19 protein-coding genes are annotated in these 22391 nt (G+C 66.6%); 15 read left to right on the top strand and 4 right to left on the bottom strand.

Going from position 1 to position 22391, the window contains the following annotated elements; all coding sequences use genetic code 11:
• Nucleotides 1-15: 15 nt before the first annotated feature.
• From ABIA30_RS26045 to ABIA30_RS26035, 3 genes are all read right to left on the bottom strand, one after another.
• Nucleotides 16-276, bottom strand: coding sequence for an acyl-CoA carboxylase subunit epsilon (locus ABIA30_RS26045; protein ID WP_370070846.1), 261 nt, complete (start codon nucleotides 274-276; stop codon nucleotides 16-18).
• A 77-nt stretch (nucleotides 277-353) separates the two neighbouring features.
• Nucleotides 354-1982, bottom strand: a complete 1629-nt coding sequence (locus tag ABIA30_RS26040; RefSeq protein ID WP_370070844.1) for an acyl-CoA carboxylase subunit beta — start codon at nucleotides 1980-1982, stop codon at nucleotides 354-356.
• Nucleotides 1983-2040: 58 nt separating this feature from the next.
• Complete coding sequence (locus tag ABIA30_RS26035) at nucleotides 2041-2793, bottom strand: class I SAM-dependent methyltransferase (protein ID WP_370070842.1); 753 nt, start codon at nucleotides 2791-2793, stop codon at nucleotides 2041-2043.
• A gap of 270 nt (nucleotides 2794-3063) precedes the next feature.
• On the opposite strand from ABIA30_RS26035, the gene ABIA30_RS26030 reads away from it, so the two are divergent.
• The 5 genes from ABIA30_RS26030 to ABIA30_RS26010 all read left to right on the top strand — a co-directional run bounded on the left by ABIA30_RS26030 (nucleotide 3064) and on the right by ABIA30_RS26010 (nucleotide 8440).
• A complete protein-coding gene (locus ABIA30_RS26030) occupies nucleotides 3064-4209 on the top strand; it encodes a glycosyltransferase (protein WP_370070840.1) in 1146 nt (381 codons plus the stop codon).
• 124 nt (nucleotides 4210-4333) lie between these two features.
• On the top strand, nucleotides 4334-5011 hold the full coding sequence (locus ABIA30_RS26025; protein WP_370070838.1) for an acyltransferase: 678 nt from the start codon (nucleotides 4334-4336) through the stop codon (nucleotides 5009-5011).
• Complete coding sequence (locus ABIA30_RS26020) at nucleotides 5011-6120, top strand: glycosyltransferase family 4 protein (RefSeq protein ID WP_370070836.1); 1110 nt, start codon at nucleotides 5011-5013, stop codon at nucleotides 6118-6120. Before ABIA30_RS26025 ends, ABIA30_RS26020 begins: the two co-directional genes overlap by 1 nt.
• Nucleotides 6117-7307 carry a hypothetical protein gene (locus tag ABIA30_RS26015; RefSeq protein ID WP_370070834.1) on the top strand — a complete coding sequence of 397 codons (1191 nt, stop codon included), beginning with the start codon at nucleotides 6117-6119 and terminating at the stop codon, nucleotides 7305-7307. The genes ABIA30_RS26020 and ABIA30_RS26015 overlap by 4 nt, the downstream gene beginning before the upstream one ends.
• A complete protein-coding gene (locus ABIA30_RS26010; RefSeq protein WP_370070832.1) occupies nucleotides 7304-8440 on the top strand; it encodes a glycosyltransferase in 1137 nt (378 codons plus the stop codon). Before ABIA30_RS26015 ends, ABIA30_RS26010 begins: the two co-directional genes overlap by 4 nt.
• Here ABIA30_RS26010 and ABIA30_RS26005 read toward each other — a convergent pair.
• Nucleotides 8420-9907 (bottom strand): O-antigen ligase family protein, encoded by a 1488-nt coding sequence (locus ABIA30_RS26005; protein WP_370070830.1) that lies wholly within the window; start codon nucleotides 9905-9907, stop codon nucleotides 8420-8422. The genes ABIA30_RS26010 and ABIA30_RS26005 overlap by 21 nt on opposite strands.
• Nucleotides 9908-10083: 176 nt before the next feature.
• On the opposite strand from ABIA30_RS26005, the gene ABIA30_RS26000 reads away from it, so the two are divergent.
• The 10 genes from ABIA30_RS26000 to ABIA30_RS25955 all read left to right on the top strand — a co-directional run bounded on the left by ABIA30_RS26000 (nucleotide 10084) and on the right by ABIA30_RS25955 (nucleotide 22390).
• Nucleotides 10084-11586: a P-loop NTPase gene (locus ABIA30_RS26000; protein WP_370070828.1), complete on the top strand. Its 1503-nt coding sequence runs from the start codon at nucleotides 10084-10086 to the stop codon at nucleotides 11584-11586.
• Between the two features lie 4 nt (nucleotides 11587-11590).
• The gene (locus ABIA30_RS25995; RefSeq protein ID WP_370070826.1) at nucleotides 11591-12898 is read left to right on the top strand and encodes a lipase family protein; all 1308 of its coding nucleotides are present in this window, start codon (nucleotides 11591-11593) and stop codon (nucleotides 12896-12898) included.
• Entirely contained in the window at nucleotides 12895-13623 is a 729-nt protein-coding gene (locus tag ABIA30_RS25990) for a YveK family protein (RefSeq protein WP_370070824.1), read from the top strand. Before ABIA30_RS25995 ends, ABIA30_RS25990 begins: the two co-directional genes overlap by 4 nt.
• Before the next feature lie 7 nt (nucleotides 13624-13630).
• Complete coding sequence (locus ABIA30_RS25985) at nucleotides 13631-14881, top strand: lipase family protein (RefSeq protein WP_370070822.1); 1251 nt, start codon at nucleotides 13631-13633, stop codon at nucleotides 14879-14881.
• Between the two features lie 6 nt (nucleotides 14882-14887).
• Nucleotides 14888-16231, top strand: coding sequence for an acyltransferase family protein (locus ABIA30_RS25980; RefSeq protein ID WP_370070820.1), 1344 nt, complete (start codon nucleotides 14888-14890; stop codon nucleotides 16229-16231).
• The gene (locus tag ABIA30_RS25975) at nucleotides 16231-17460 is read left to right on the top strand and encodes a lipase family protein (RefSeq protein ID WP_370070818.1); all 1230 of its coding nucleotides are present in this window, start codon (nucleotides 16231-16233) and stop codon (nucleotides 17458-17460) included. Before ABIA30_RS25980 ends, ABIA30_RS25975 begins: the two co-directional genes overlap by 1 nt.
• A gap of 53 nt (nucleotides 17461-17513) precedes the next feature.
• Nucleotides 17514-18407: a sialate O-acetylesterase gene (locus ABIA30_RS25970; protein WP_370070816.1), complete on the top strand. Its 894-nt coding sequence runs from the start codon at nucleotides 17514-17516 to the stop codon at nucleotides 18405-18407.
• A gap of 448 nt (nucleotides 18408-18855) precedes the next feature.
• Entirely contained in the window at nucleotides 18856-20244 is a 1389-nt protein-coding gene (locus ABIA30_RS25965) for a sugar transferase (RefSeq protein WP_370070872.1), read from the top strand.
• A 116-nt stretch (nucleotides 20245-20360) separates the two neighbouring features.
• Nucleotides 20361-21608, top strand: coding sequence for a lipase family protein (locus ABIA30_RS25960; RefSeq protein WP_370070814.1), 1248 nt, complete (start codon nucleotides 20361-20363; stop codon nucleotides 21606-21608).
• Nucleotides 21605-22390, top strand: a complete 786-nt coding sequence (locus ABIA30_RS25955) for a biotin--[acetyl-CoA-carboxylase] ligase (RefSeq protein ID WP_370070812.1) — start codon at nucleotides 21605-21607, stop codon at nucleotides 22388-22390. Before ABIA30_RS25960 ends, ABIA30_RS25955 begins: the two co-directional genes overlap by 4 nt.
• Nucleotide 22391: the final 1 nt, after the last annotated feature.

The following is a 22391-nucleotide window of genomic DNA, read 5'->3' as shown; positions in this document are numbered from 1 at the left end:
TCGCGCAAGCGCTCATCAGCGCCGAACGAAGGTCCGCTCCACCAACGTGACGATCTGCCAGCTGGTGATCGGGTAACGGAGCTTGGTCACGGGGTGACCCCACAGGTTGCGCTCGCCCTTGCCGACGTCGGCAGAGCCGCCTGAGGCACCGGCCAGCACCGTCACCAGTGCGGCGATTTCTTCGTCGCTCGGATTGCCCTTGACGATCTGGAACAGCGGTGCGGCTTCGGCTGTTTCCACGGCTTCTGCAGCCTGGGTTTCGGCTTCGGTAGTCACAAATCGTTCTCCTGGATGGGATTTCGGCGTGCTCAGAGGTGCTGGGCACCCGCGAACACGCCGAAATCACTCTCGATCTACAGCGGGATGTTGCCGTGCTTCTTCGGCGGGGTCTGGACGATCTTGCGCTCCAGCAGCCGCAGCGCGTTGGCGATGTAGCCGCGGGTGTGCGACGGCGGGATCACCGCGTCGACGTATCCGCGCTCGGCCGCCACGTACGGGTTCACCAGGGTGTCCTCGTAGTCCTGCTGCAGTTCCAGGCGCAGCGCGTCAACGTCTTCGCCGCTCGCTGCAGCGTCCTTGAGCTGCTGGCGGTAGACGAAGCCGACCGCACCGGAGGCACCCATGACCGCGATCTGGGCCGTCGGCCAGGCCAGGTTCACGTCGCAGCCCATGTCCTTGGAACCCATGACGCAGTACGCACCGCCGTAGGCCTTACGGGTGATCACGGTGACCTTGGCGACGGTGGCCTCACCGTAGGCGTACAGCAGCTTGGCGCCGCGGCGGATGATGCCGTTGTACTCCTGCTCGGTGCCGGGCAGGAAGCCCGGGACGTCCACCAGCATGATGATCGGGATGTTGAAGGCGTCGCAGGTCCGGATGAACCGGGCGGCCTTCTCCGAGGCGTTGATGTCCAGGCAGCCGGCGAACTGGGTCGGCTGGTTGGCCACGATGCCGACCGGGCGGCCGTCGATCCGGCCGAAGCCGATGACGATGTTCTGCGCGTAGCCTGGCTGGACCTCGAGGAACTCGTCGTCGTCGAGGATGCGCGAGATGACCTCGTGCATGTCGTACGGCTGGTTCGGCGAATCCGGGATCAACGTGTCGAGCTCGAGATCCTCTTCGGTGAGGTTGTCCTCGATGGCGCCGGGGTGCGGCGGCTCGGGGTAGCGCGGCGGATCGGCGTAGTTGTTCGGGGGCAGGTAGCTCAGCAGGTCCCGCACGTAGTCCAGGGCGTCCTGTTCGCCGGAGGCGACGTAGTGCACGGTGCCGGACTTGGCCTCATGGGTGTGGGCGCCGCCCAGCTCCTCCATGGTGACCTCTTCGCCGGTGACGGTCTTGATGACGTCCGGTCCGGTGATGAACATCTGGCTGGTCTGGTCGACCATGATGATGAAGTCGGTGAGCGCGGGGGAGTAGACGTGACCACCGGCCGCGGCACCCATGATCAGCGAGATCTGCGGGATCACGCCCGAAGCCAGGATGTTGTTGCGGAAGATCCGGCTGTACAGGCCCAGGGAAACCACACCCTCCTGGATGCGGGCACCGGCGCCGTCGTTGATGCCGATCAGCGGGCGGCCGGTCTTGAGGGCCAGCTCCTGGATCTTGACGATCTTCTCGCCGTAGACCTCGCCGAGGCTGCCGCCGAACACGGTGGCGTCCTGGCTGAAGATGCAGACGTCGCGGCCGTCGATGGTGCCGTAACCGGTCACCACACCGTCACCGAGCGGGTGCTTGTCGCCCAGGCCGAAGTTGGTGCTGCGGTGCTTGGCCAGCGCGTCGAGCTCGACGAACGAGCCCTCGTCCAGCAGTGCCAGGATGCGCTCGCGAGCGGTGAGCTTGCCCTTTTCGTGGACCTTGTCGACCGCGGCCTGACCAACCGGGTGCAGAGTCTCCTCGGTGCGCTTACGCAGGTCCTCCAGCTTGCCCGCGGTGGTGTGGATGTCGATCGGCTTGTCCACCGGAGGCTCGGTAACGCTCGTCATAGCCCTCGATGTTAACGGTTCTCTAAGAAGACGCGTCGGTGGGTGGGGTTTGAGCGTTTCACGCGGGCTTGCGCAGTACCACGGTGGCGAAACTGGTCAGCCCCGGGACCGGGTGTTTGAGCAGGAAATCGCTCTTGACGCGCTCCGCCGCGTCCAGTGCTGCGTGTGCTCGGTAGTAGTGGTGCCCGAAGCCGGCGCGCCACGCTTCGACCCGGAAGCCGATGCTCTCGAAGCGGCGGCGGGCGCGGCGGGTGGGGCCGGTGGTCCACCGGTAGTACGCCGGGTGCTTCTGCCAGTTCGGGTCGTCCCGGCGGTCGGGGAGGAACTTGGCGGCCACGGACCGGGCGGCCGGCTCGGGGGCCAGCTTGTTCACCACGAAGGGCAGTGCCGACAGCGTCGGAAAGAAGTGAACGGCCAGGCCGCCGGGGCGCAGCAGTTTGAAGCAGTTCTGATGGAACGTGCGGGCGTCGGCGAGGTGTTCGCACAGCATCTTGGAGAACACCAGGTCATAGCGGCCCAGGTCGTAGCTGCTCTGGTCGTCGGTGATCGGCTGGCACAGGTCGAGCAACCGGGTCTGCAGGTTGATGTCGGCGCTGGCCAACGCGGTCGCCGAGATGTCGAAGACCGTGCGCCGCTTGACGAAGTCCCAGTCGCCGATGATCGGGTCGGCGCCGCCACCGAGTTCGGCGACGGCCCGGGCGCGCTCGGTCGATGCCAGGTCACGCACCAGATCTTCGAAGCCGGCCCAGAGCGTCTCCACGTCCTCGTAGACGACGGCGGTGCGCCCGCTGCTGGACAGCGCGGTAGTCATCGCAGTGCGGTGCCCTTCCCGTGACGGCTTGGCAGGTGCGGCAACGGAGTCAAGACAACGTGCTGCGCGGGCTATATTAGCCACCGGTTCGGCTGTTTTATACCGTTAGTACGAATCCTTTCTCGGCCGCGAGGATGGCGCCGAACAGGCGTCCGCGCCGCGGTCGGCGCGGACTGTTTGTAGGGTTGCGGCACAACGGCGTCGAGCATCGCCACCAACGACGCAGGGCCAGTACCTCGGTCGGCCCCGCGCAGCGGAGAGGACACCAGCGTGGGATCGGAGCGCAGGTACGACGGCGTCGACGGTCCACGGGTGGCGATCGCCCACGACTACCTGACCCAGCGCGGCGGCGCCGAAAAGGTCGTGTTGTCGATGAGCAAGGCATTCCCGAATGCGCCGATCTACACCCAGCTGTACGACCCGGCCGGCACCTATCCCGAATTCGCCGAGCGGGACATCCGCGTGTCTCGGCTCAACCGAATACCGTTGTTCCGCAAGAACCATCGGCTTGCGCTGCCGATCTTGCCGGTCGTCGCGTCCTCGACATTCATCGACGCCGACGTCGTGGTGACCAGCAGCAGCGGCTGGGCGCACGGCTTTCACACCTCCGGCCGCAAGCTGATCCACTGCCACACCCCGGCGCACTGGCTGTACACCCCGGATCAGTACCTCAGCGATGGCGGCGACCTGGCGAAGCGGGTGCTGCTCAAAGCGACGTCCGGCTATCTCAAGGCCTGGGACCGTCGCGCCGCGCTGTCCTGCGACCGGTATCTCGCGGTGTCCACGATGATCCGGGACCGGATCAAGGACGTGTACGGCATCGATGCGGGGGTGCTGCCCTCGCCGGTGGCGATGAACACCCACGCCGGTGTCGAGCCGGTGCCGGCGGTGGCCGACTGGGCCGCCGACGACCAATCGTTCTACCTTTGCGTGTCCCGGCTACTGCCGTACAAGAACGTCGACAAGGTGGTGCGCGCCTTCGCCGGCAGCGACCGGCGGCTGGTCGTGGTCGGCCGCGGCCCCGAGGCCGACCACATCGAGCGCATCCGCACCCCGAACGTCACGCTGGCCTCGGACCTGACCGACGCCCAGATGGCGTGGCTCTACCAGTCCTGCCGAGCGCTCGTCGCGGCAAGCTACGAGGACTACGGCCTGACCCCGATCGAGGCCGCGGTGTGGGGCAAGCCGGCCGTGGTGCTGCGGTGGGGTGGCTTCCTGGATACGGTGGTCGACGGCGTCACCGGAACGTTCTTCGATGAGCCGCGGGCCGATTCGATCGCGGCTGCCCTGGACCGTTTCGAGGCGCAGGCCTTCGATCCCGTGGCGATCAGCCGGCATGCCGAACAGTTCACCGAGGAGCGCTACGCCGAGCGGCTGTATGCGGCGGTCGACGAACTGGCCGCCGTGGCGCACTGAACGGCGGTCTGCCGCTAACGGCTGCAAATTTACTGAGATAGTCAATTGACCGCGGCATAGCATGCCGGATCAGTCTGTCGGTCGCTATGGTTGACGCGAATTCCGCAAGAAGGAGCAATAATTCATGTTTCGCGAACCGGCGTCGGCAGATCCGGCTGACGTAGCCCGCAAGCAGGCCGCCGCGCCGGAGTTGCGATTGCCGCCGAAGCCCGAATGGGTGCTCGATGAGAACGGCCGGGTGATCGACTACAAGATGCAGGGCATGGGCTTCGTGCAGAAGGCCAAGAACCGCATCGGTGAATTGCTGTTCAACATGTTGGTGACCTACATCCCGTCGCACACCATTCGGCAGGGCTTCCTGAGGTTGTGCGGATCCAAGATCGGCAACCACACCTCGATCCTGCGCGGGACCACCGTCCTGGACCCGGCCTACCTGACCATTGCGGACGGCGTGGCCATCGGCTTCCGCTGCCTGCTCGATGCGCGCGCCGGCATCTATATCGGCAACAACGTCACCATCGCCAGCGATGTGCAGATCATCGGTGGCGGCCATGACGTCAACCATCCGGACTTCCTGCCGGTGCCCATCCCGACGGTGATCGGCGACTACGTCTGGATCGCCAGCCGGGCGATGATCCTGCCGTCGCTGATCGGCCGGGGCGCGGTGGTGGCGGCTCACGCACTGGTCAACAAAGACATCGCCGAATTGGACATCGTCGGCGGCGTACCGGCCAAGGTGATCGGCAAACGCGAGGCAAATGCGTTGCAGTACACCAACAAACACCGCCCGCTGTTCTACTGATGGGGTCGGCGCTCTCCGATCACCGGCTGGTCTTCGTGGCCCCCGACGCGGGGCAGACCGCGGTCGGCGACTATGCCCAGGACCTCGTCGAGGCATTGCGACCACATTTCGGCGAGGTCGTCGAGGAACGCACCGCGGGACCCGGCATCGACACCGTGGCCGACATCCGTCGGCACCGCGAACGGGTGCGCCGGCTGGTCGCCGACGGTCCACCCGGGCGCACCCTGGTGCACGCGGAGCTGTCCACCGGGGTGATGCCGACGTTCTGGGCGGTGGCCGGATTGTCCGGGGTTCCGGTGACTGCCACCATCCACGATCCGCCGCAGGGTTTGTGGTTCCTGGCCCGGCCGCGGTTCATCGCGAACTCGCGGTTGCTCACGCATGGCATCCACTACCCGCTGCGGCCAGTGTCGCGGGCCATCGAAGGGCGGGTGCACGGCGAGCGCACGCTGATCGCACTGACTGAGACCGGCCGGCAGTCCATCGAGCGCACGTATCCGCGTACCCGCACGGCCTACATACCGCACCTGGTCCGTGAGCGCCCTGTCGTCCCGCCCACCCAGGACCGTCCGAAAGCCGTCGGGTTCTTCGGATTTGTCTATCGCGGCAAGGGATTTGAACAGATCGCGCAGATCCGCGAACAGCTGCCCGACGACATCCTGATCCGGGTCGCCGGTCGCGGCACCGAGGAGCTTCCCCGTGCCGACGGCATCGAGATCCTCGGCGGGGTCGACGGCGCCGCCGAGGACGCGTTCTTCGCATCGGTGCGAGCGATCGCCCTGCCATACGGCAAGCGGCATTTCTACGCCGAGACCTACCCGGCCTCCGGCGTGGTGGCCCACTCGATGGCCTATCGCACCCCGGTGGTCTGCACGGGCTACGGGTCGCTGGCCGAGCTCGGACCCGAACACGGCGTGCTGAGCGTGCCGCCCGCCACCGCCGACGGCGTGGCCGGGGAACTGGCCACCGAGATCGCTGCGCTGCTGAACGATGAGGCGCGGTTGACCGAACTGGGCGTCAACTCCGACCGGACCAGGCAGGAACGGTCGCCGGCCCGCACCGCCGAGGCGTTCGTCGAGGTGTGGAGTCAACTGGCCGGACCAGCGTGACCGAGTCCCCAGCGGCGCCGGGGGACGCCGAACCCACCGCGCCGCCGGCCCAGCAGCACATGTCCCACGCCTTGTGGGCGGTGTTCTGGATGTACGGTGGCCGCGGCTTCGGAATGCTCTGGACGCTGGCGCTGGTCAGCCGGCTCGGTGTGGAGAACTACGGCAAGTACGCCATGGCCTATGCGGTGTACTCGATGATCGGCCCACCGCTGGACAATCCGTTCGCGGTTCGGTCGGTGCGCGAATCCGAGGAACGGTTCCTGTCCGAGCGCACCACGCGATACCTGCTGGGGCTGGGCCTGATGGCCGCAGGCATCGTGCTGCTCGAGGTGAATTACATCGCCTGGCTCGGGTTGTTCGTCTCGGGCGGTGAGCTGACCCTGAAGGCTTGGCAGAGCCGGGCGCTCCGGGATGGCCACCCGCACAAGGCCGCCCAGATGGACACCCTCCGCCAGACCACCAGTGTGGTGCTGGCGTGCGGCTACCTGTACTCGGTGCCGCACCCCACCCTGCAGATCGCCAGCATGCTGCTGCTGTCGCCGTATGTGTTGATCGCGATCGCGGTGGGGCCGACGGCACTGCGCCACAGTCCAGGCATCCCCGGTTCGCCGCGCCTGATCGCCATCTTGATCGGCGAGACGCTCGGCCTGGCCGCCTACCTGCAGGGCGATCTGCTGCTGCTGGGGTGGATGACCAACCAGACCATCGCCGGTTACTACGGCATCTGCACCACGGTGACGATCGCGATCGTCGCGGTGGGTCAGTCATTCGGGATGTCGTACAACCAGACGCTGCGGGAGGGTTCGGGTGATCTGTCGGCCGGGCCACCGCTGAAGGGCACCTTGCTGCTCGGTGCCGCGGCCGGTTTGTTGGTGCTCATCACCGGTCTGGTCATGCTGGCGATACCGTCGGTGCCCGAGCAGCTGGCTGTCGCGATGACCATCATGTCGCTGTTCGCCGCCATGCGCACCATCAGTTCGGTGTTCCAGGCGGTGCTCTACAACCAGCGCCGCGACGGCATCCGGCTGGCGGCGAATCTCGGCCTGGTTCCGGTCAAACTCGCTCTGGTGGCGCTACTGGTGCTGGCCGGAGCGGGTGCGGTGGGTGCCGCGATCGCCACCGTTGTCACCGATGCCGTGCTGCTCGCCATTTATGCCCGGGTGCTGTACCGGAAGCCGGTCGCGTGAGCGCCGCCAAGCCCACGGTGGCGTTCCTGCTGTCCAAGGATCCGGTGGCCGATCATGGTGGCGACGTCGAATTGTCGCGTCTGGTAATGGAATTGGCCGCCGAGTCCTTCGAGGTTTCGGTGATCTGCCTGTCCCACGAGCCGCCCGGCACCGAGGCTTTCGACGGCGTTCCGCTGGTGCGGGTCGCCAAGTCCGAGGTGCGGCCGCTCCCGCTGCTGTTCGATGTGGCGCGCACGGGGCGCAGCCTGGTGCACGCGCGGTTCGACAACGACGATCTGGTCGCCGCGATCGAGGCCGCCGGCGCCGACATCTATGTGGCCGAACACAGCTACATGGCCGAATCATTCATGCGCAGTGCGGCTTTCGGTAGGGCGCGGATGGTCGTCAACACCCACGTCAGTGAGTCGCTGGTGTGGCGAGCCACCCGGGGCGCACTTGGCCGCTTGCAGGTCGGCCGGTTGCTGCGTGACGAATTACGGGTCGCGCGGGCCGCCGATTCGGTGGGCACCTTCGATGCCGAGGAAGCCGAGTTCTACCGGGCGAACGGGGTGTGTGACGCCCGGTGGATGGACATCACTCTGCCTCCCGGACAACAGGTTTCAGTGATCGATACCCCGCGCCGGCTGGTGCTGATGGGGACCCGCGATTGGCCGCCCAACCAGGAAGCCTTCGAAGAGGCGCTGCGGCTGTGGCCCCGTATCGCCGAGGGGATCGACGGCGCGGAGTTGTGTGTCATCGGCGCCAAGGCCGCAAAGGCACCGGAGCCGACGTACCCGGCGGGCGTGCGTGATCTGGGCTTCGTCGACGACCTGCCCGGTTTCCTCGGCACCTGCCGGGCGATGATCGCGCCGATCCGCACCGGCGGGGGAGTGCGGGTGAAGATCCTGGACGCGGCCCGGATGGGGCTGCCGGTGGTGGGAACCGCCGCCGCGGTCGGTTCGCTCGGGCCGCTGCTGGGGCTCGGTGTGTTCGACGGCGATGACGTCTTCGTCGAGCAATGCCGAAAGCACTTGTTGGACAACGATTTTGCTGCGCGGGCCGGTAGCGATCTGTACGGCCTCAACCGGGGTTACTGGCTGGACCGCCGGCCGCATCGGGCGGTCGCGGAACTGCTAGGCGGGCGCCGCGGATAGTGGTAGGCCCTGCACGGCAACGGTTTTGGCCTCCGCGACCGGTGTGTCGGGGAGTGGTTTGGTGGTGTCCACGCCTGGTGTGTCCAGTGCGCCCTTCCGGCGTAATTCGTCGGAGTAGATCAGGAACGTGATGAAGAACGTGTAGAGGAACGTGATCTGTGCGATCACCACGACCGGGTGGTCCAGGTTCAGCGCGATGACGGAGAACGCGATGAACACCCCGCCGTAGAAGGCGTGCGGCAGCGAGTTGGTGCGGATCAACCGCGCGGCCATGACGCACCCGATGGCGACCACCAGAACGAACGACAAACCGACGATCACCCCGCCGCGGTGCACGGCGATCAGCGGCGCATTCGACACGAAGTTCTGCTCGAACGCGTAGGCGCCGTCCTTGAATTCGCGCAGCGACCAGCCCCAGCCGAACAGCCAGTGGTCGCCCATACGGCCCGGGAACTCGCGGATTGCCGCCATGCGGTCCGACGCGCCGGCATCGTTGTGGCCCAGTGAGCCCAGCAGTCGGGTGCGGACGGCCGGCACCGCCATGGCCGCCGCGAATGCCAGGAACAGTGCGCCGATGATGACCTGCCGGTCGCGGGAGCGCATGTTGTGGAAGATGAAGACCAGGGCGATGCCGACCAGCACGCTGAGCATTGCCGCACGGCTGAGGGTCAGCGCGATCGACGCCGCCAGGATGGTCATGATGACGACCCGCTGCCATCCGGCGAACATGATGGCGGCCACCGCGATACCCACCACCAGGCCGATGCCCGCGGCGTTCGGGTCCAGCCACAGCCCGCCGAGGCGCTGGAAGGTCTCGCTGCCCTGGCCGACGGCGAACCGGCCCACCTTGGGCAGCGTCGAGGTGCCACCGGTGAAGTAGAACCGGTCGGCGGCGACATAGCCGAAGATCTGGAACGGCTTGACGATCAATCGCGTCGAGCCCAGCGCCACCGCGGCGATACCCCACAGCGCGCTGAACGTGCAGGAGTACACGAAGACCCGTCCGACCTTGAGCAGCTGGTCGGCGGGCAGCGCCAGGATGACGAACATCGCCGAGGTGGCCACCGCCCACTTGGTGAAGTCCATGATGTTCACGATCGACGAGAAGGTGAACACCATCGAAAGACCGGACAGCAGCACCATGATCAGGACGGCGGACATCATGGTGGTGTGCCGGCGCACCGCTCGTGGGTGCAGCAGCAGCGCGAGCAGTGACCCGCAGGCGAATACCAGGTACAACGGCACGTGGACGCCGGGGAAGTAGCCGAACGGCAGGGTGGTCACCGAGATGGTCATGCCGTAGATGAGCCACATCGGATGGCGCATACCGATGTAGACGCCGACGATCATCGCCAAAAGGCCGCCGATGGCGATGACTCCCAGCTTCCCGCCCAGGGCGGCGCCCACCGCGGCAAGGGGGCCGAGAATGCACGCCGCCGCGCCGACATACATTTCGGTTCGCGTCAAAGTGGGCAGCCTGAATGCGGGCTGGTTCATTGGGAAATCATCTCCGCACTCTTCTGCGATCCCGGGCGCACCGAACTATCCTCGCATTGTCTTCGCTGAGATCGCTACAAGGGTGCTGTGCCCTTGTGCGTTATCTCAGGCCAGGTGGCGCTATCGTAGTCACGTTATGGCGACCTATGAGCGAATGGAGTGCCCTGTTGGCCATCGGTGATTATGCGCGGATTTTCCGCCGGCTCTGGTGGGTCGTCCTGTTGTGTCTGGCAATCGGCGCTGCCGCAGGCGCGGCATCGATGCTGTTCCATACGACTCAATATTCTTCCACGGCACGACTTTTCGTCACCACGCAGAGTGGTACGTCGGTCGGTGACGCCTATCAGAACAACTTGTTCTCCCAAGAACGGGTCTTTTCCTACGCCGGGCTGGCCACTAGTGAGCAGGTTGCTGCGCGCGCGGTCGATCAACTGAAAGCGTCGATTACCGCCGACGAGTTGCGGGCCAAGATCACGGCCGTTCCGTTGCCACAATCGGTATTGCTGGACGTCACAGCCAAGGATTCGGACGCCGCCACTGCCCAGCTTTATGCAAATGCGGTTGCCGACCAACTCGTCAACGTCACGACCGAGTTGGAAACGTCGCGCCGTGGTGGAGAGTCGGCGGCCGGCGCCATCCTGGTCGACGACGCGAGTTTCGGCACTCCGGTCAAGTCCACCGGACTGGTGATGCGCATCGTGCTCGGCGCCTTCGGTGGCCTGGTCGTCGGGATCATCGTCGCCGTCATCCTGGGCGTGTCGGACTCCAAGGTTCGTCGCCGCGAGCGGATCGAGGACGTCACCAACAGCGCGCTGATCGGCACCCTGGTCGACGACAAGAATCGCGACGGTCTGATCGACTTGGCCGAAGGCGGCCTGGCAGTCGAGCGTCTGCGCGAGTTGCGGACCAACATCCAGTTCGCTCGTCAGGGCGACGGCCGGCGGCCGCACGTCATCGCCGTCACCAGTCCGTCCGCGCAGGACGGGCGGTCGACCACGGCCGCGGACCTGGCGGGGGTGTTCGCCGAATCCGGCCACTCGGTGCTGCTGGTCGACGGCGACCTGGTCAATCCGTCGCTCCCGAAGGTGCTGGGGTTGACCGACGCCGAGCAGGCAAGGGCCCAGGACAAGGGCCTGACCAGTGTCCTGATCAGGCAGTCCACGCTGGCCGAGTCCACCATTCGGGTCGGTGGTTTCCGGCTGCTGCCGGCCGGGCCGCTGTCGGCCACGCGTCGTCAGCTGTGGGGCGACGACACCGTCGCTGGGGTGCTCGAGGAGCTGCGTGCGCAGTTCGACTACGTGATCATCGATACCCCGCCGCTGGTGAAGTACTCCGACGGCACGGTGCCCGCGGCGCTCGGCGACGGTGCGGTGCTGCTGGGCCGGATCGGGCACACCAAGGCTGCCGGTCTGCGCAAGGCCCTGACCATCCTGTCGACCGCGAACGCCGACCTCATCGGTGTGGTGGCGACCGGTGAGCCGGCCGCTCGCAAGGAGCTGGCCGCGGACAAGGTCGACGAGGGCGACGCCGAAGGTGAGCACCCCGAAGCCGCCGAGGCTCCGGTCGCAGCCGGAGTCGACGACGGTAGCTCGGCCACGGAGGCGCTCGATCGGTCACGATCGCGCCACCGTCATGAAAATCCGGAGTAATTCCGTGCCGATCGCGCGACGCGGACGGCTTACCGGGCTGGCGGCAGGCGCGTTGGCCGCGGTTCTGGTGGCGTCGTCGGTCAGCTCGTGCTCTGCGCCGCCCAACCGGGCCACGGCGCAGGAGCAGCCGACGCCGAAGACCTTCGCACCGCCGTACGGCGGCAAGCCGAAGTTGGCGCAACCGGACATGACCGACGACGGTCCGGGTTCGCTGGTCTCCGTCGAGCCGATCAAGACCGGCGGCAGCGAGCTGCTCGATCAGGACGGCGCCACTTATATGCGGGTGGTGTACCGATCGACCTCCGGCGTCGATGGCACCCCGACGCAGGTGTCGATGGCGCTGGCCATCCCGGCGGGTGACCCGCCCAAGGGTGGCTGGCCGATCATGGGCTTCGGCCAGGGCACCAAGGGCGTGGAGAACAAGTGCGCCAGCAGTCTGTACCCCAGCCTGCCCCTGCAGGCCTGGACCATGGACGTGTTCGTCAAGTCCGGCTACGTGGTCGCGGCCAGCGACTTCCAGGGCTCGGGCGTCAAGGGCGTGCTGCATCCGTTCCTGGACGGAAAGACATACGGCTACAACGTGATCGACTCGGTACGGGCAGCGCGTCGGGTCGGTGTCGAGACCCAGGACCGGTGGCTGTCGTACGGCCACTCGGCCGGTGGTCTGGCGGTCTGGGCGGCCGCCGAGGAGGCTCCCGACTACGGCAAGGGCCTGAATCTGCTGGGCACCATCTCGATGGCGCCGGCCGCTGACATGGCCGGTCTGGCCGACGAGGCCTGGAACGGGACACTGTCCGACGAGCAGCGCATCACCCTGGTGTTCGTGCTGCAGTCGATCAAGTGGTTCCACCCGGAGATGAACCTGGACGACTACCGCTCGGGTGAGACCGCCAAACACTGGGACGAGTTGCTGGACTGCATCCCGCCCAACTTCTCCGATATCGCCCGGGTGCGCGCATTGATGACCAATGCCGACTTCAAGCCGAAGAGCTATGACGACGTGGTCTGGTTGCGTAATCAGTTGGCGGCCAAGGCTGTTGGTAACAAGCGCATCGATACCCCGATGGTCGTCGGGTACGGCACCCAGGACACCCTGGTCAATGAGTCGTGGTTCGTGAAGGCGCTGGAGCGGTCGTGTGCGCTGGGTAGCAATCTGGAGATCCAGAAGGGCCCGGGTAAGGGGCACGCCGACTTGGACAGCGGAGGGACCCTGGGCTGGCTCAACGACCGGTTGATGGGAGTCGAGCCCCCGCCGAGCAATTGTGATCAGTGGGAGAAGACCCAAGCACACAATCCGGAGCCGAAGAAATGAGGGCGCCGGCCGATGCGCCCCGGGTGCGTGACTACCTGACCATGCTGGCCCGTGGCTGGGTGATCATCCTGGTGGCGACGGTGTTGTCGATCGGTGCGGCCGGGGCGGCGGTGGAACTGCAGAAGCCCAAGTACCAGGCGTCGGCCTTGGTGTTCGCGGAGGTGGCCGGTGACCCCGGTGCATTCTCGACCTATACCGGCGGTATGGGTGCGAACGCGCGGATTCCCACCTATGTAGACCTGGCGCAGTCCAGGCTGGTCGCGCGGCGCGCGATCGAGGACCTGAAACTCAACACCACCCCCGAGGATCTGGTCAGTAGGGTCTCGGCGGAATGGGTGCCCGGTGGCGCGAATGTGTGGGGACGGGTGAACTCGGCGCTGCTGCGGGTCACCGTCACCGACGCTGATCCGGACACCGCGGTGAAGACGGCCAACGCCATTGCGGGTCATCTCATGGGTGTGTCGCGGGAACTGGAATGGACGCAGTCCAAGGAGACGGACGCCATCCAGTACACCGGACCCAATGCCGAACTCGTGCCGATCGATCCGGCACGCACGGCAGAATTGGTGAAGCCCCCGGTGATGCGTGCCCTCGCGGTCGGCGGGGGCGTCGGCCTGGCGTGCAGCGTGCTTCTGGTGTTGGGGGTCGGCATCGCCCGTGATCGGGTGGCCAACCGCAGCCAGCTGGACCACATTGTCAAACAGGCGACGCGAGCCGAAGCGTAGGAGCGTTGTGAATTATCCGAGGACGTCCGTATGGGCGCTGTTGGCGGGCCTGCTGGCCGCGACCCTGGTGATGACGGGTTGTGGCAGTTCGTCGGTGCCGGCGCCGAGCGCCCAGCAGGACGACATCAAGTTGTCCGCCGATTACTCCGGCAGCGGCCCGGGAACGCTCAAGAGCGCGACGAAGATGCCGATCGTGGACCGGCGGCTGCTGCGGGTCGCCGAGGTCGCGGCCAAGATCACCTACCTGTCGACCTCGGGGATCGACGGCAGCGTGCAGCCCGTCACGGGCAGCGTTTTCGAGCCGGTGGGTACCCCACCTGAGGGTGGTTGGCCGGTCATCGTGTTCGGGCATGGCACCACCGGCGTGACGGCGGACTGCGGGCCGTCGGTATCGCCGAACCTCTACGGCACGGCCGATGCGATCAGGGCCCTGCTCGGTCTGGGGTACGTGATGGTGGTTCCGGACTATCAGGGCCTGGGCAACGACAAGACCTACCACCCGTACCTCGATGCCACCACCGCGGGCTACAACATGATCGACGCCATGCGGGCGACCAAGAAGCTGGTGCCCAAGGCGTCGGACAAATGGGTCGCCTTCGGTGTCTCGCAGGGCGGCCAGGCGTCGTGGGCGGCCAATGAGCTCAACGCCAAGTATTCGAGCCCGGACCTGACCCTGGTGGGTTCGGTGAGCGTGTCGCCGGCCGCCGACGTCACCGGCCTGGCCGACCTCGCGATGAACGGCGCCCTGACACCCCAGCAGTCGATCGCCATGGTGATGATCCTGACCTCGCTGAAGAAGGAACATCCCGATCTGAACCTGGACGACTACCGTCGCGGCGCCGCACAGAAGAACTGGACGCTGCTGTCGAGTTGTTCGCTCGATCTGACCCAGAAGCGACTCGACGTGGCCAAGGCACTCTCGCCGGATGACCTGCGTCCGGCCGGCCCGGCCGCGGCCGATCTGCTGCGCGGCTACCTGGCCCAGATGAGTGCGCTACCCAAATCGCCTGCGAGCGCGCCGATGTTGGTGTTGCATGGTGATGCCGATCAGGTGATCCCGGTCGCGTGGACCGAGGCTGCGGTGAAACGGGCGTGCGACATGGGGGACGTCGTGGCGTCGTTCGTCGCGGCAGGTCGCGGTCACGGTGACTTCGATCCGATAGCTGCGCTGGACTGGATCCAGAAGCGGTTCTCCGGTGCGCCGGCGGACAACACCTGCAATGTCGATGGTGGTCCGTCCATCAGAAAGGGTATCTGAGCGTAAGTGTCCAAGCACGCCGCGGCTGAGCCGCCGAACACCGCCGCGCTGCAAGACGCCGCGGCAGGGGCACCGGTGGAAGAGCAGCCGATCGAATCTCAGGTGATCGAGAGCTCGCCGACGCACCGCCGCATCGTCGGGCTGGACGGTATTCGGGGCTTGGGCTGTTTGGCGGTGGTGGTCGGCCACGTCGGTGAGATTTACACGCCGCACACCCATCACAAGGCGCTGCTGGACATCCTGGGGTTGGCGCTGATCCTGTTCTTCGTGCTCAGCGGCTTCCTGCTGTTCCTGCCGTACGTGCGTAAGTTGACCAAGCCGAACGCGGTCATGCCTGACACCCGCCAGTACTTCCTGCACCGGGTGTTCCGGGTCTTCCCGGGCTATCTGGTCATCTTCCTGATCTGCAATTTCGCGCTGCGTGCGGTCTTCGTGGAGAACCCGACGATCCAGCGTCCGGGAACGCAGCACGGCACCGGCATGATCACCGATCCCGCCGAACTGCTGGCGAACCTGACACTGACGCAGACCTACATCCCGAAGTTCGTGCAGACCGGCATCAATCCGTCCTGGTCGCTGACCCTGGAGATCGCGTTCTATCTGTCGCTGCCGCTGCTGGGCATGCTGATGTTCGCGTTGCGCCGGCGGTTCGACGTCCATCCGCTGAAGCTGGCGCTGCTCGGCCCTGGGATTCTGCTTGCCGTCGGGCTGACCGGCCGGGCGCTGATCCCGCTGGTGTATGCGAATGTCGATGTGCACAACTACCAGCCCGACGGTGATTACCACGTGCCGGACCTGTGGCTGCAGAACTGGGGTCCGAACCTGGCAGCGGTGTTCAGCCGCTGTCTGCTGAGCAACGCCGACCTTTTCGCGTACGGCATGCTGGCGGCGGTCCTGTTCGTGGCGATCGAGCAGGAGGTGATAAGCGCTAAGGCGGGGAAGTGGATTCACCGGGCTTCGATCGTCGGCATCCCCGTATTCGGCGTGGTCACCCTCAAGCTGCTGAAAAACCAGAGTGCATTCGGCTTCGCCGCAATCGGTGTGGTCTCCGGTCTGTTCCTGGTCATGGTTGTGCTGCCGCTGGCCTGGGGCGGCGATCCGCGGCTGGCCCGGTGGTTCGATGCCCGGCCATTCTACTTCGTCGGGCTGATCTCGATGTCGGTGTACCTGTGGCACTACCCGCTGTTGTTGCTGTTGGGCCGGTACCACCTGGTTGCCGGTGACAGTTGGGGTGGCATGTTCCGCAACATGGCCATTGTCACCGTGGTCACGCTGGTGCTCGCCACCATTTCCTACTACTGCGTGGAGAAGCCCGGTCTGAACCAGGTGAAGCGCTTCCGGAAACGCTGATGCGCCGAAACCTATTGTGGGCCACGGTGATCGGTGTTGTCGTTCTACTGACGGCGGGGGTCGTGGTGATCGTCTCACCGCATGTGCGGCAGTTCATCGGGCTGGAACCCGACCCCAACGTTCCGCAGCCGATCGCGACCGCCGATCTCAGCGGTACCGGGCCGGGGACGCTGGTCAGCGCCGTCACCATGCCCGACTTCAGTCGCAACCTCAAGAGCACGCAGATAAATGCGGCGCGCGTGGTCTACCGGTCCACCGAGGGCGACACCGGCCAGCCGACCGTGGTGTCCGGCTCGGTGTTCACCCCGACCGGACCGCCGCCACCGGCCGGTTGGCCGGTGATCGCCCTGGGACACGGCACGCTCGGTATCGACGAGCCGTGCGGGCCGTCGTTGTCACCGACGTTGTTGGGCAACGTCGACGCGGTGACCAAGTTCGTCAAGGCGGGTTTCGCCGTCGCCGTCGCCGACTACCAGGGTCTGGGGGCGCCGGGCGTGCACCCGTATCTGGATTCGCGCACCGCCGGGCGGAACATCATCGACGCGGTCCGGGCACTGAAAAACACCTTCCCCGAGGTGTCCGGCCGGTGGGGTGCCTGGGGCGGGTCGCAGGGCGGTGGCGCGGTCTGGGGTGCGGCCGAGCAGGTGAGCAGCTACGCGCCGGAGATGCCGCCGGTCGGCGTGGTGGCGCTGGCGCCGGCCGCCGACGTCAGCGGCCTGGTCGACCTGGCGGTGCAGCAAAAGCTGGATCGCGATCAGATGGCCGCGATCGTGGTGATCGTGGAGTCGCTGGCGCGACTGCATCCCGACCTCAACCGCGACGACTATCGGCAAGGTCTGGCCGCCGAGCAGTGGGACGTGCTGACCGCGTGCAGCGGTGACAAGGTGCACGACCGCGACTCGGTGATCGCGCGGTTGCAACCGGGTGACGTCAGTCCGCGAACCCCGGCCGCAGCTGATCGCCTGCGTGGCTACCTCAAACAGTGGGCGCTGCCGCAACAGCGCCTGGGCGCGCCGATGTCCGTGGTCTTCGGAGGCGCGGATGAATACATCAACCACGCCTGGACCGAGGCGGCGATCCACCAGGCGTGTGCCCTCGGCGGCGCGGTGACGTGGGATTTTCAGCCCGACAAGGGCCACGGCACCCTGGATACCGGGGCGCAGGTCAATTGGCTGGCCGCTCGCTTCGCGGGCACGCCGGTCGACGCGACGTGCGGTCCCGAGGCCTGACGGCCGTCTGTCGCTACCGCCGCGCCGTGCGTGCACGCATTAGGGTCTGACGGGTGCGTAAGCGTGCCCCTCGTAATCCTGACGGCGACGCCACCTGGGCGGGCCAGCTTCTGATCGCGGCCAAGTGCGTCGTCAAACGCCGGCTCGCGCCGGCCGGCGTCGCGGTAACTACCCCCGAGCGGCCGTACCTCGTGGTTCCGATCCTCGGGCAGTCCAATGCCTTCGGCATGGGTCAGGGATTGGACTTGGCCGGTCCCGACCAGCCGCATCCGCAGGTGCACCAGTGGGCGATGTGCGGCCCCTCCAGGGGAAATGTTGTGCAGGCCGTCGATCCGTTGCTGCACGAGGTTCCGGGCAGGCACGTTGTCGGCTTCGGTATGACGTTTGCCAAGCAGCTTGCCGAGGCAACCGGACGGACGGTCCTGCTGATCCCGGGGGCCCGCGGCGACACCTCGTTCACCCCGAAGAACGGTTACACGTGGGATCCGGCCGATCGCAAGACCCGGCACAACCTGTACCAGGACGCGGTTACGGCCATCGACGCGGCGCTGGCCCGTTATCCGGGGAGCACCGTTGCGGCCATCCTCTGGCACCAGGGGGAGACTGATGTGCCGCTCATGGCGGCCTCGGTCTACCAGGTCAAGCTCGACTCGGTGATCGATGACCTGCGCCGTCGATATGGCTCTGACCTGCCGATACTGCTAGGGCAGATGTCTCCGGAGGAGATGGAACTCAGCGGCAAGGACTATCCGCCGATCAATGCGGTGCACGCCGACACACCGAATCGGCGGACAAGGACGGCGTTCGTGCCGGGCCTGCGTGGCTGCATCAACGGCGGGCTCGACCGGCACTACAACGCGATCGGCATGCGTCAGATGGGTGCCGACATGTGGTCGGCGTACCGCCAGCTCAGTGCGGGTGACATCGAGGCGTATAAGGCCCTCTGACCCTGGCTTTGGGTCGCTTTTGCAGGTTATCCACAGAATTCCTGGCTAATCGCTGTGCTGACGGGATCGGTGGCAACTATCTAGCCAATCTGCCGATTGCGGTTGCGAATTATTGTCCCTGTGGTAAAAATAAGCCTCAGTCCGGCAGTTCTGGGAAACTTCCCACTCGCGCGATTGCGGATACGCAGCAAATGCTGCACCATCTAAGGAGTGGCTAGCAAAGGTTCGCGAAGATGCTGCGGGGCTCGGGGAACTGAGTAGTGTGAGCGTTTCGCGGATGTGGACCACGATGAGAGGGAATTCAGCGGTGACACTGGTTTCTAGCGAGACGAGTGCTTTCGGGGCGTTTGCTACGCCCGAGGTGGAGGCACCGGCGCATCCCGTCTTGGTGCCCGTTGCTGAACGTTCCGCGGGGCTCGCGTGGCAACGCCGCTACGTGGCTGCTCTGATGGTGTCCGACGTCTTCGTCGTGGGGACCGCCATGGCCTGCGCGCAGATGGTTCGGTTGGGCCGCCCCGTCACCCAGTTCGATCCGCTGACCAAATACTTCGGCCTGCTGTCGGTGATTTTCGGCTTGATGTGGCTGGGCATGTTAGCGGCTTACGGGACCCGCTCCCCGCGGATCGTCGGCGCTGGTACCGAGGAGTACCGACGGGTGCTGTCGGCGACCATGTCGACCATCGGCGTCGTCGCCGTGACCCTGATGATCTTCCGGCCGGAATACGCCCGGGGCTACCTGGCGCTGGCCTTCCCCCTCGGGCTGGTGCTGCTGCTGCTCAGCCGCAACCTGGCGCGCCGGGTACTGGGCTGGTACCGCAACCAGGGCCGTTGTGTCAGCTCGGTGCTGGCCGTGGGTAGCCCGGCCGCGGTGCGCAGCCTGGTGCAGTCGTTGGGCCGAGCCCACGACTATGGATACTCGGTCGTCGGCGTCTGCCTGACCGGCCGCCCGGCCGGTGGCACCATCGACATCCCGGGCGTCGGCACGCTGCCGGTTCTGGGCAACGAGCACAGCGTCGAGACCGCGCTTGCCGCGACCGGCGCCGACACCGTCGCCCTCACCACCACCGACCACCTCGGCCCGGCCGGGGTTCGCGAACTGTCCTGGGAGATGGACCGGCTCGGCGTCGACGTGGTGGTCTCCCCGGGCATGGTCGATGTCGCCGGCCCTCGTCTGACCATGCGGCCCGTGGCCGGTCTGCCGCTGATCCACGTCGAGCGGCCGCAGTACAGCGGCACCAAGAAGCTGCAGAAGCGGGCGTTCGACATCTGCGTGTCGATCCTGATCCTCACGCTGACCTTGCCGCTCATGGTGCTCAGCGCCATTGCCATCAAGCTGACCAGCCGTGGGCCGGTGTTCTACCGCGCCGAGCGGATCGGACTGGACGGCCACGCGTTCGGGATGATCAAGTTCCGCACCATGGTCGAGGGTGCCGACAAGATGGTCGCGACCCTGGGTCACCTCAACGAGATGGATGGCGGGGTGCTGTTCAAGATCCGGGAGGATCCGCGGGTCACCCCGATCGGCCGGCTGCTGCGCAAGTACAGCATCGACGAGCTGCCCCAGTTCATCAACGTGCTGCGTCGCGAGATGAGCGTGGTCGGCCCGCGGCCGCCGCTGCGTCGCGAGGTGGACACCTACAACGACCAGGTCCGTCGGCGGCTGCTGGTGCTACCCGGCATCACCGGACTCTGGCAGGTCAGCGGTCGCGCCAACCTGTCTTGGGAGGACTCGGTCCGGCTGGACCTGTCGTACGTGGAGAACTGGTCCATCGCAGCTGATCTGGTGATCGCGGTGAAGACCATCCGGACCGTGCTGTTCGGTGAAGGTGCTTACTGAGCATCGACCGGTGTCGCTGGGAGTTCTGGTAGTTTGGCGGCTATGCGCGGACGGGTTGTCGATTCACCCCCGCGAGGCGCGTCGAATCATATTCTGCGGCAACTGAATTCAACACGATGGTGATTCTTCGCCGGAGCTTGTGGGTGCTGGGCGCGGTTGTCGCGCTGGTGCTGCAATTCGTCGTGCTGGCCAAGTTGGCGCCGTTCGGGGGACTGCTGCTGCCCAAGGCCCTGGACATGTTCGGTGTGGTCAGTGGCCCGCCGCAACCCATTCCGAATGCGGACACCTCCGATTCCGGTCCGGGCACGCTGCTGCGTGCCGACACCATGCCCACGCTCAACGCCACCCATCTGGGACGCGACCTCAAGGCCGCCCGGATCATCTACAAGTCGACCAACGGCGACACCGGCGCGACCACCGAGGTCTCGGGAGCGGTGTTCGTGCCCCAGGGCACCCCGCCGCCGGGCGGCTGGCCGGCGATCGGCCTGGCCCACGGAACCGTTGGCATCGACAACCAGTGCGCCCCGTCGTTGTCGGGCGCACTGGACAATCTCGCCGCGACGGTGCAGTGGATGACCTCGCACGGTTACGCCGTCGCGCTCGCCGACTATCAGGGCCTCGGCACCAAGGGCGTACACCCGTACCTGGATGCCCGCACTGCCGGCCGCAACGTCATCGACTCCGTCCGTGCCCTGCGGCACACCTTCCCCGATGTGTCTGACCGATGGGCGGCCTTCGGGCACTCGCAGGGCGGTGCGGCCGCGTGGGCGGCCAATGAACAGGCCGCCATCTACGCCCCCGAGCTGCAGCTGGTCGGCGCGGCCGCGATGGCCCCCGCCGCAGACGTATCAGGCATGGTGGACAAGGCCTTTGAAGGCCGGCTGAGCCCCGACCAGCCGCTGGCGTTCCAGGCGATCGTGGAGTCGATGGCCCGGATACATCCGAACCTCAACCGCGACGACTTCCGGTCCAAGGCCGCGGCCGTGGACTGGGACAGCCTGTCGGACTGCAGCGGCCCCGGGCTCTATGAACGGGGTAACATCGCCGCCCGGTTGGGAGCGAAAGACATTGCCCCGCAGAACCAGGCGGCCGCCGATCAACTGAAGCTGCTGTTGCAGGCCTGGGAGCTGCCCCAGCGGCCCCTCTCGGCGCCTCTATCGGTGTGGTACGGCGGCGCGGACACCCTTGTCGACGCGTCCTGGACCCGGGCAGCGATCGCACGGGCCTGCGCGCGCGGTGGCGTCATCGCCATCGAGTTCCAGCCAGACAAAGGACACGGAGACTTCGACCTGATGTCTCAGGTGAAATGGCTGGTGGACCGCTTCGCCGGACTTCCGGCCCCGAACGATTGCCCGAGAACATGACCCCTCTGGATGCCCATGCACTGACCTCAGCGGTCGCCGGCAGCTGCTGGCGGCGCGTGGACGTGGTCGCCGAAACCGGTTCCACCAACGCCGATCTGCTGGCCCGCGCGGCGGCCGGAGAAGATATCGCCGGGGCGGTGCTGCTGGCCGAGCACCAGCTCGCCGGGCGAGGCCGTAACGGTCGGGTCTGGTCGGCAGTGCCGGGCACACAGATCCTGATGTCGGTCGGGGTGCCGACGGCCGGCGTATCCGGTGACGTCTGGGGCTGGCTGCCGCTCGTCACCGGGCTGGCGGTGGTGGACGCCGTGGCCCGCTGCAGCTCTGTGCGGGCGGGCCTGAAATGGCCCAACGACGTCCAGGTCGACGGCCGCAAGCTGGCCGGCATCCTGGCCGAGGTGGCGGCCGGTCCGGCTGATCCGGTCATCGTCGTCGGCATCGGCCTGAACGTGTCGATCCCGGCCGAAGAGCTGCCTGATCCGGCGGCGACGTCATTGGCGGTGCTGGGCTCGGCGCCGGGCCGCTCGGAACTGGTCACCGCGCTGTTGACCGAGCTGGACCGTCGGTTCTCCCAGTGGCGGGCCGGCCGGGCCGCAGAGCTGGCCGCTGACTACCGGGCGGCCGGGGTCACGGTCGGGTCCAGGGTGCGCGCGCTGCAGCCGGGGGACCGCGAGGTGGTCGGCGACGCCGTCGCGGTCGACGACCATGGCCGGTTGGTGATCGCGCACGACGGGCAGTCGACCGCGGTGTCCGCAGGCGACATCGTGCATCTGCGGCCGGTGTAGG

Source organism: Mycobacterium sp. MAA66 (genome assembly GCF_041261665.1).
Classification (GTDB): Bacteria; Actinomycetota; Actinomycetes; order Mycobacteriales; family Mycobacteriaceae; genus Mycobacterium.
The sequence above is the reverse complement of the archived record's forward strand: the minus strand, read 5'-3'. Positions and strand labels throughout refer to the sequence as shown.

Coding starts and splice junctions, on each gene's coding strand:
- ABIA30_RS26020 (WP_370070836.1), top strand. CDS start 5,011: ATGGGGTCGGCGCTCTCCGATCACCGGCTGGTCTTCGTGGCCCCCGAC.
- ABIA30_RS26000 (WP_370070828.1), top strand. CDS start 10,084: ATGAGCGAATGGAGTGCCCTGTTGGCCATCGGTGATTATGCGCGGATT.
- ABIA30_RS25975 (WP_370070818.1), top strand. CDS start 16,231: ATGCGCCGAAACCTATTGTGGGCCACGGTGATCGGTGTTGTCGTTCTA.
- ABIA30_RS25965 (WP_370070872.1), top strand. CDS start 18,856: ATGGTGTCCGACGTCTTCGTCGTGGGGACCGCCATGGCCTGCGCGCAG.
- ABIA30_RS25955 (WP_370070812.1), top strand. CDS start 21,605: ATGACCCCTCTGGATGCCCATGCACTGACCTCAGCGGTCGCCGGCAGC.
- ABIA30_RS25990 (WP_370070824.1), top strand. CDS start 12,895: ATGAGGGCGCCGGCCGATGCGCCCCGGGTGCGTGACTACCTGACCATG.
- ABIA30_RS26035 (WP_370070842.1), bottom strand. CDS start 2,793: ATGACTACCGCGCTGTCCAGCAGCGGGCGCACCGCCGTCGTCTACGAG.
- ABIA30_RS26040 (WP_370070844.1), bottom strand. CDS start 1,982: ATGACGAGCGTTACCGAGCCTCCGGTGGACAAGCCGATCGACATCCAC.
- ABIA30_RS25960 (WP_370070814.1), top strand. CDS start 20,361: ATGGTGATTCTTCGCCGGAGCTTGTGGGTGCTGGGCGCGGTTGTCGCG.
- ABIA30_RS26025 (WP_370070838.1), top strand. CDS start 4,334: ATGTTTCGCGAACCGGCGTCGGCAGATCCGGCTGACGTAGCCCGCAAG.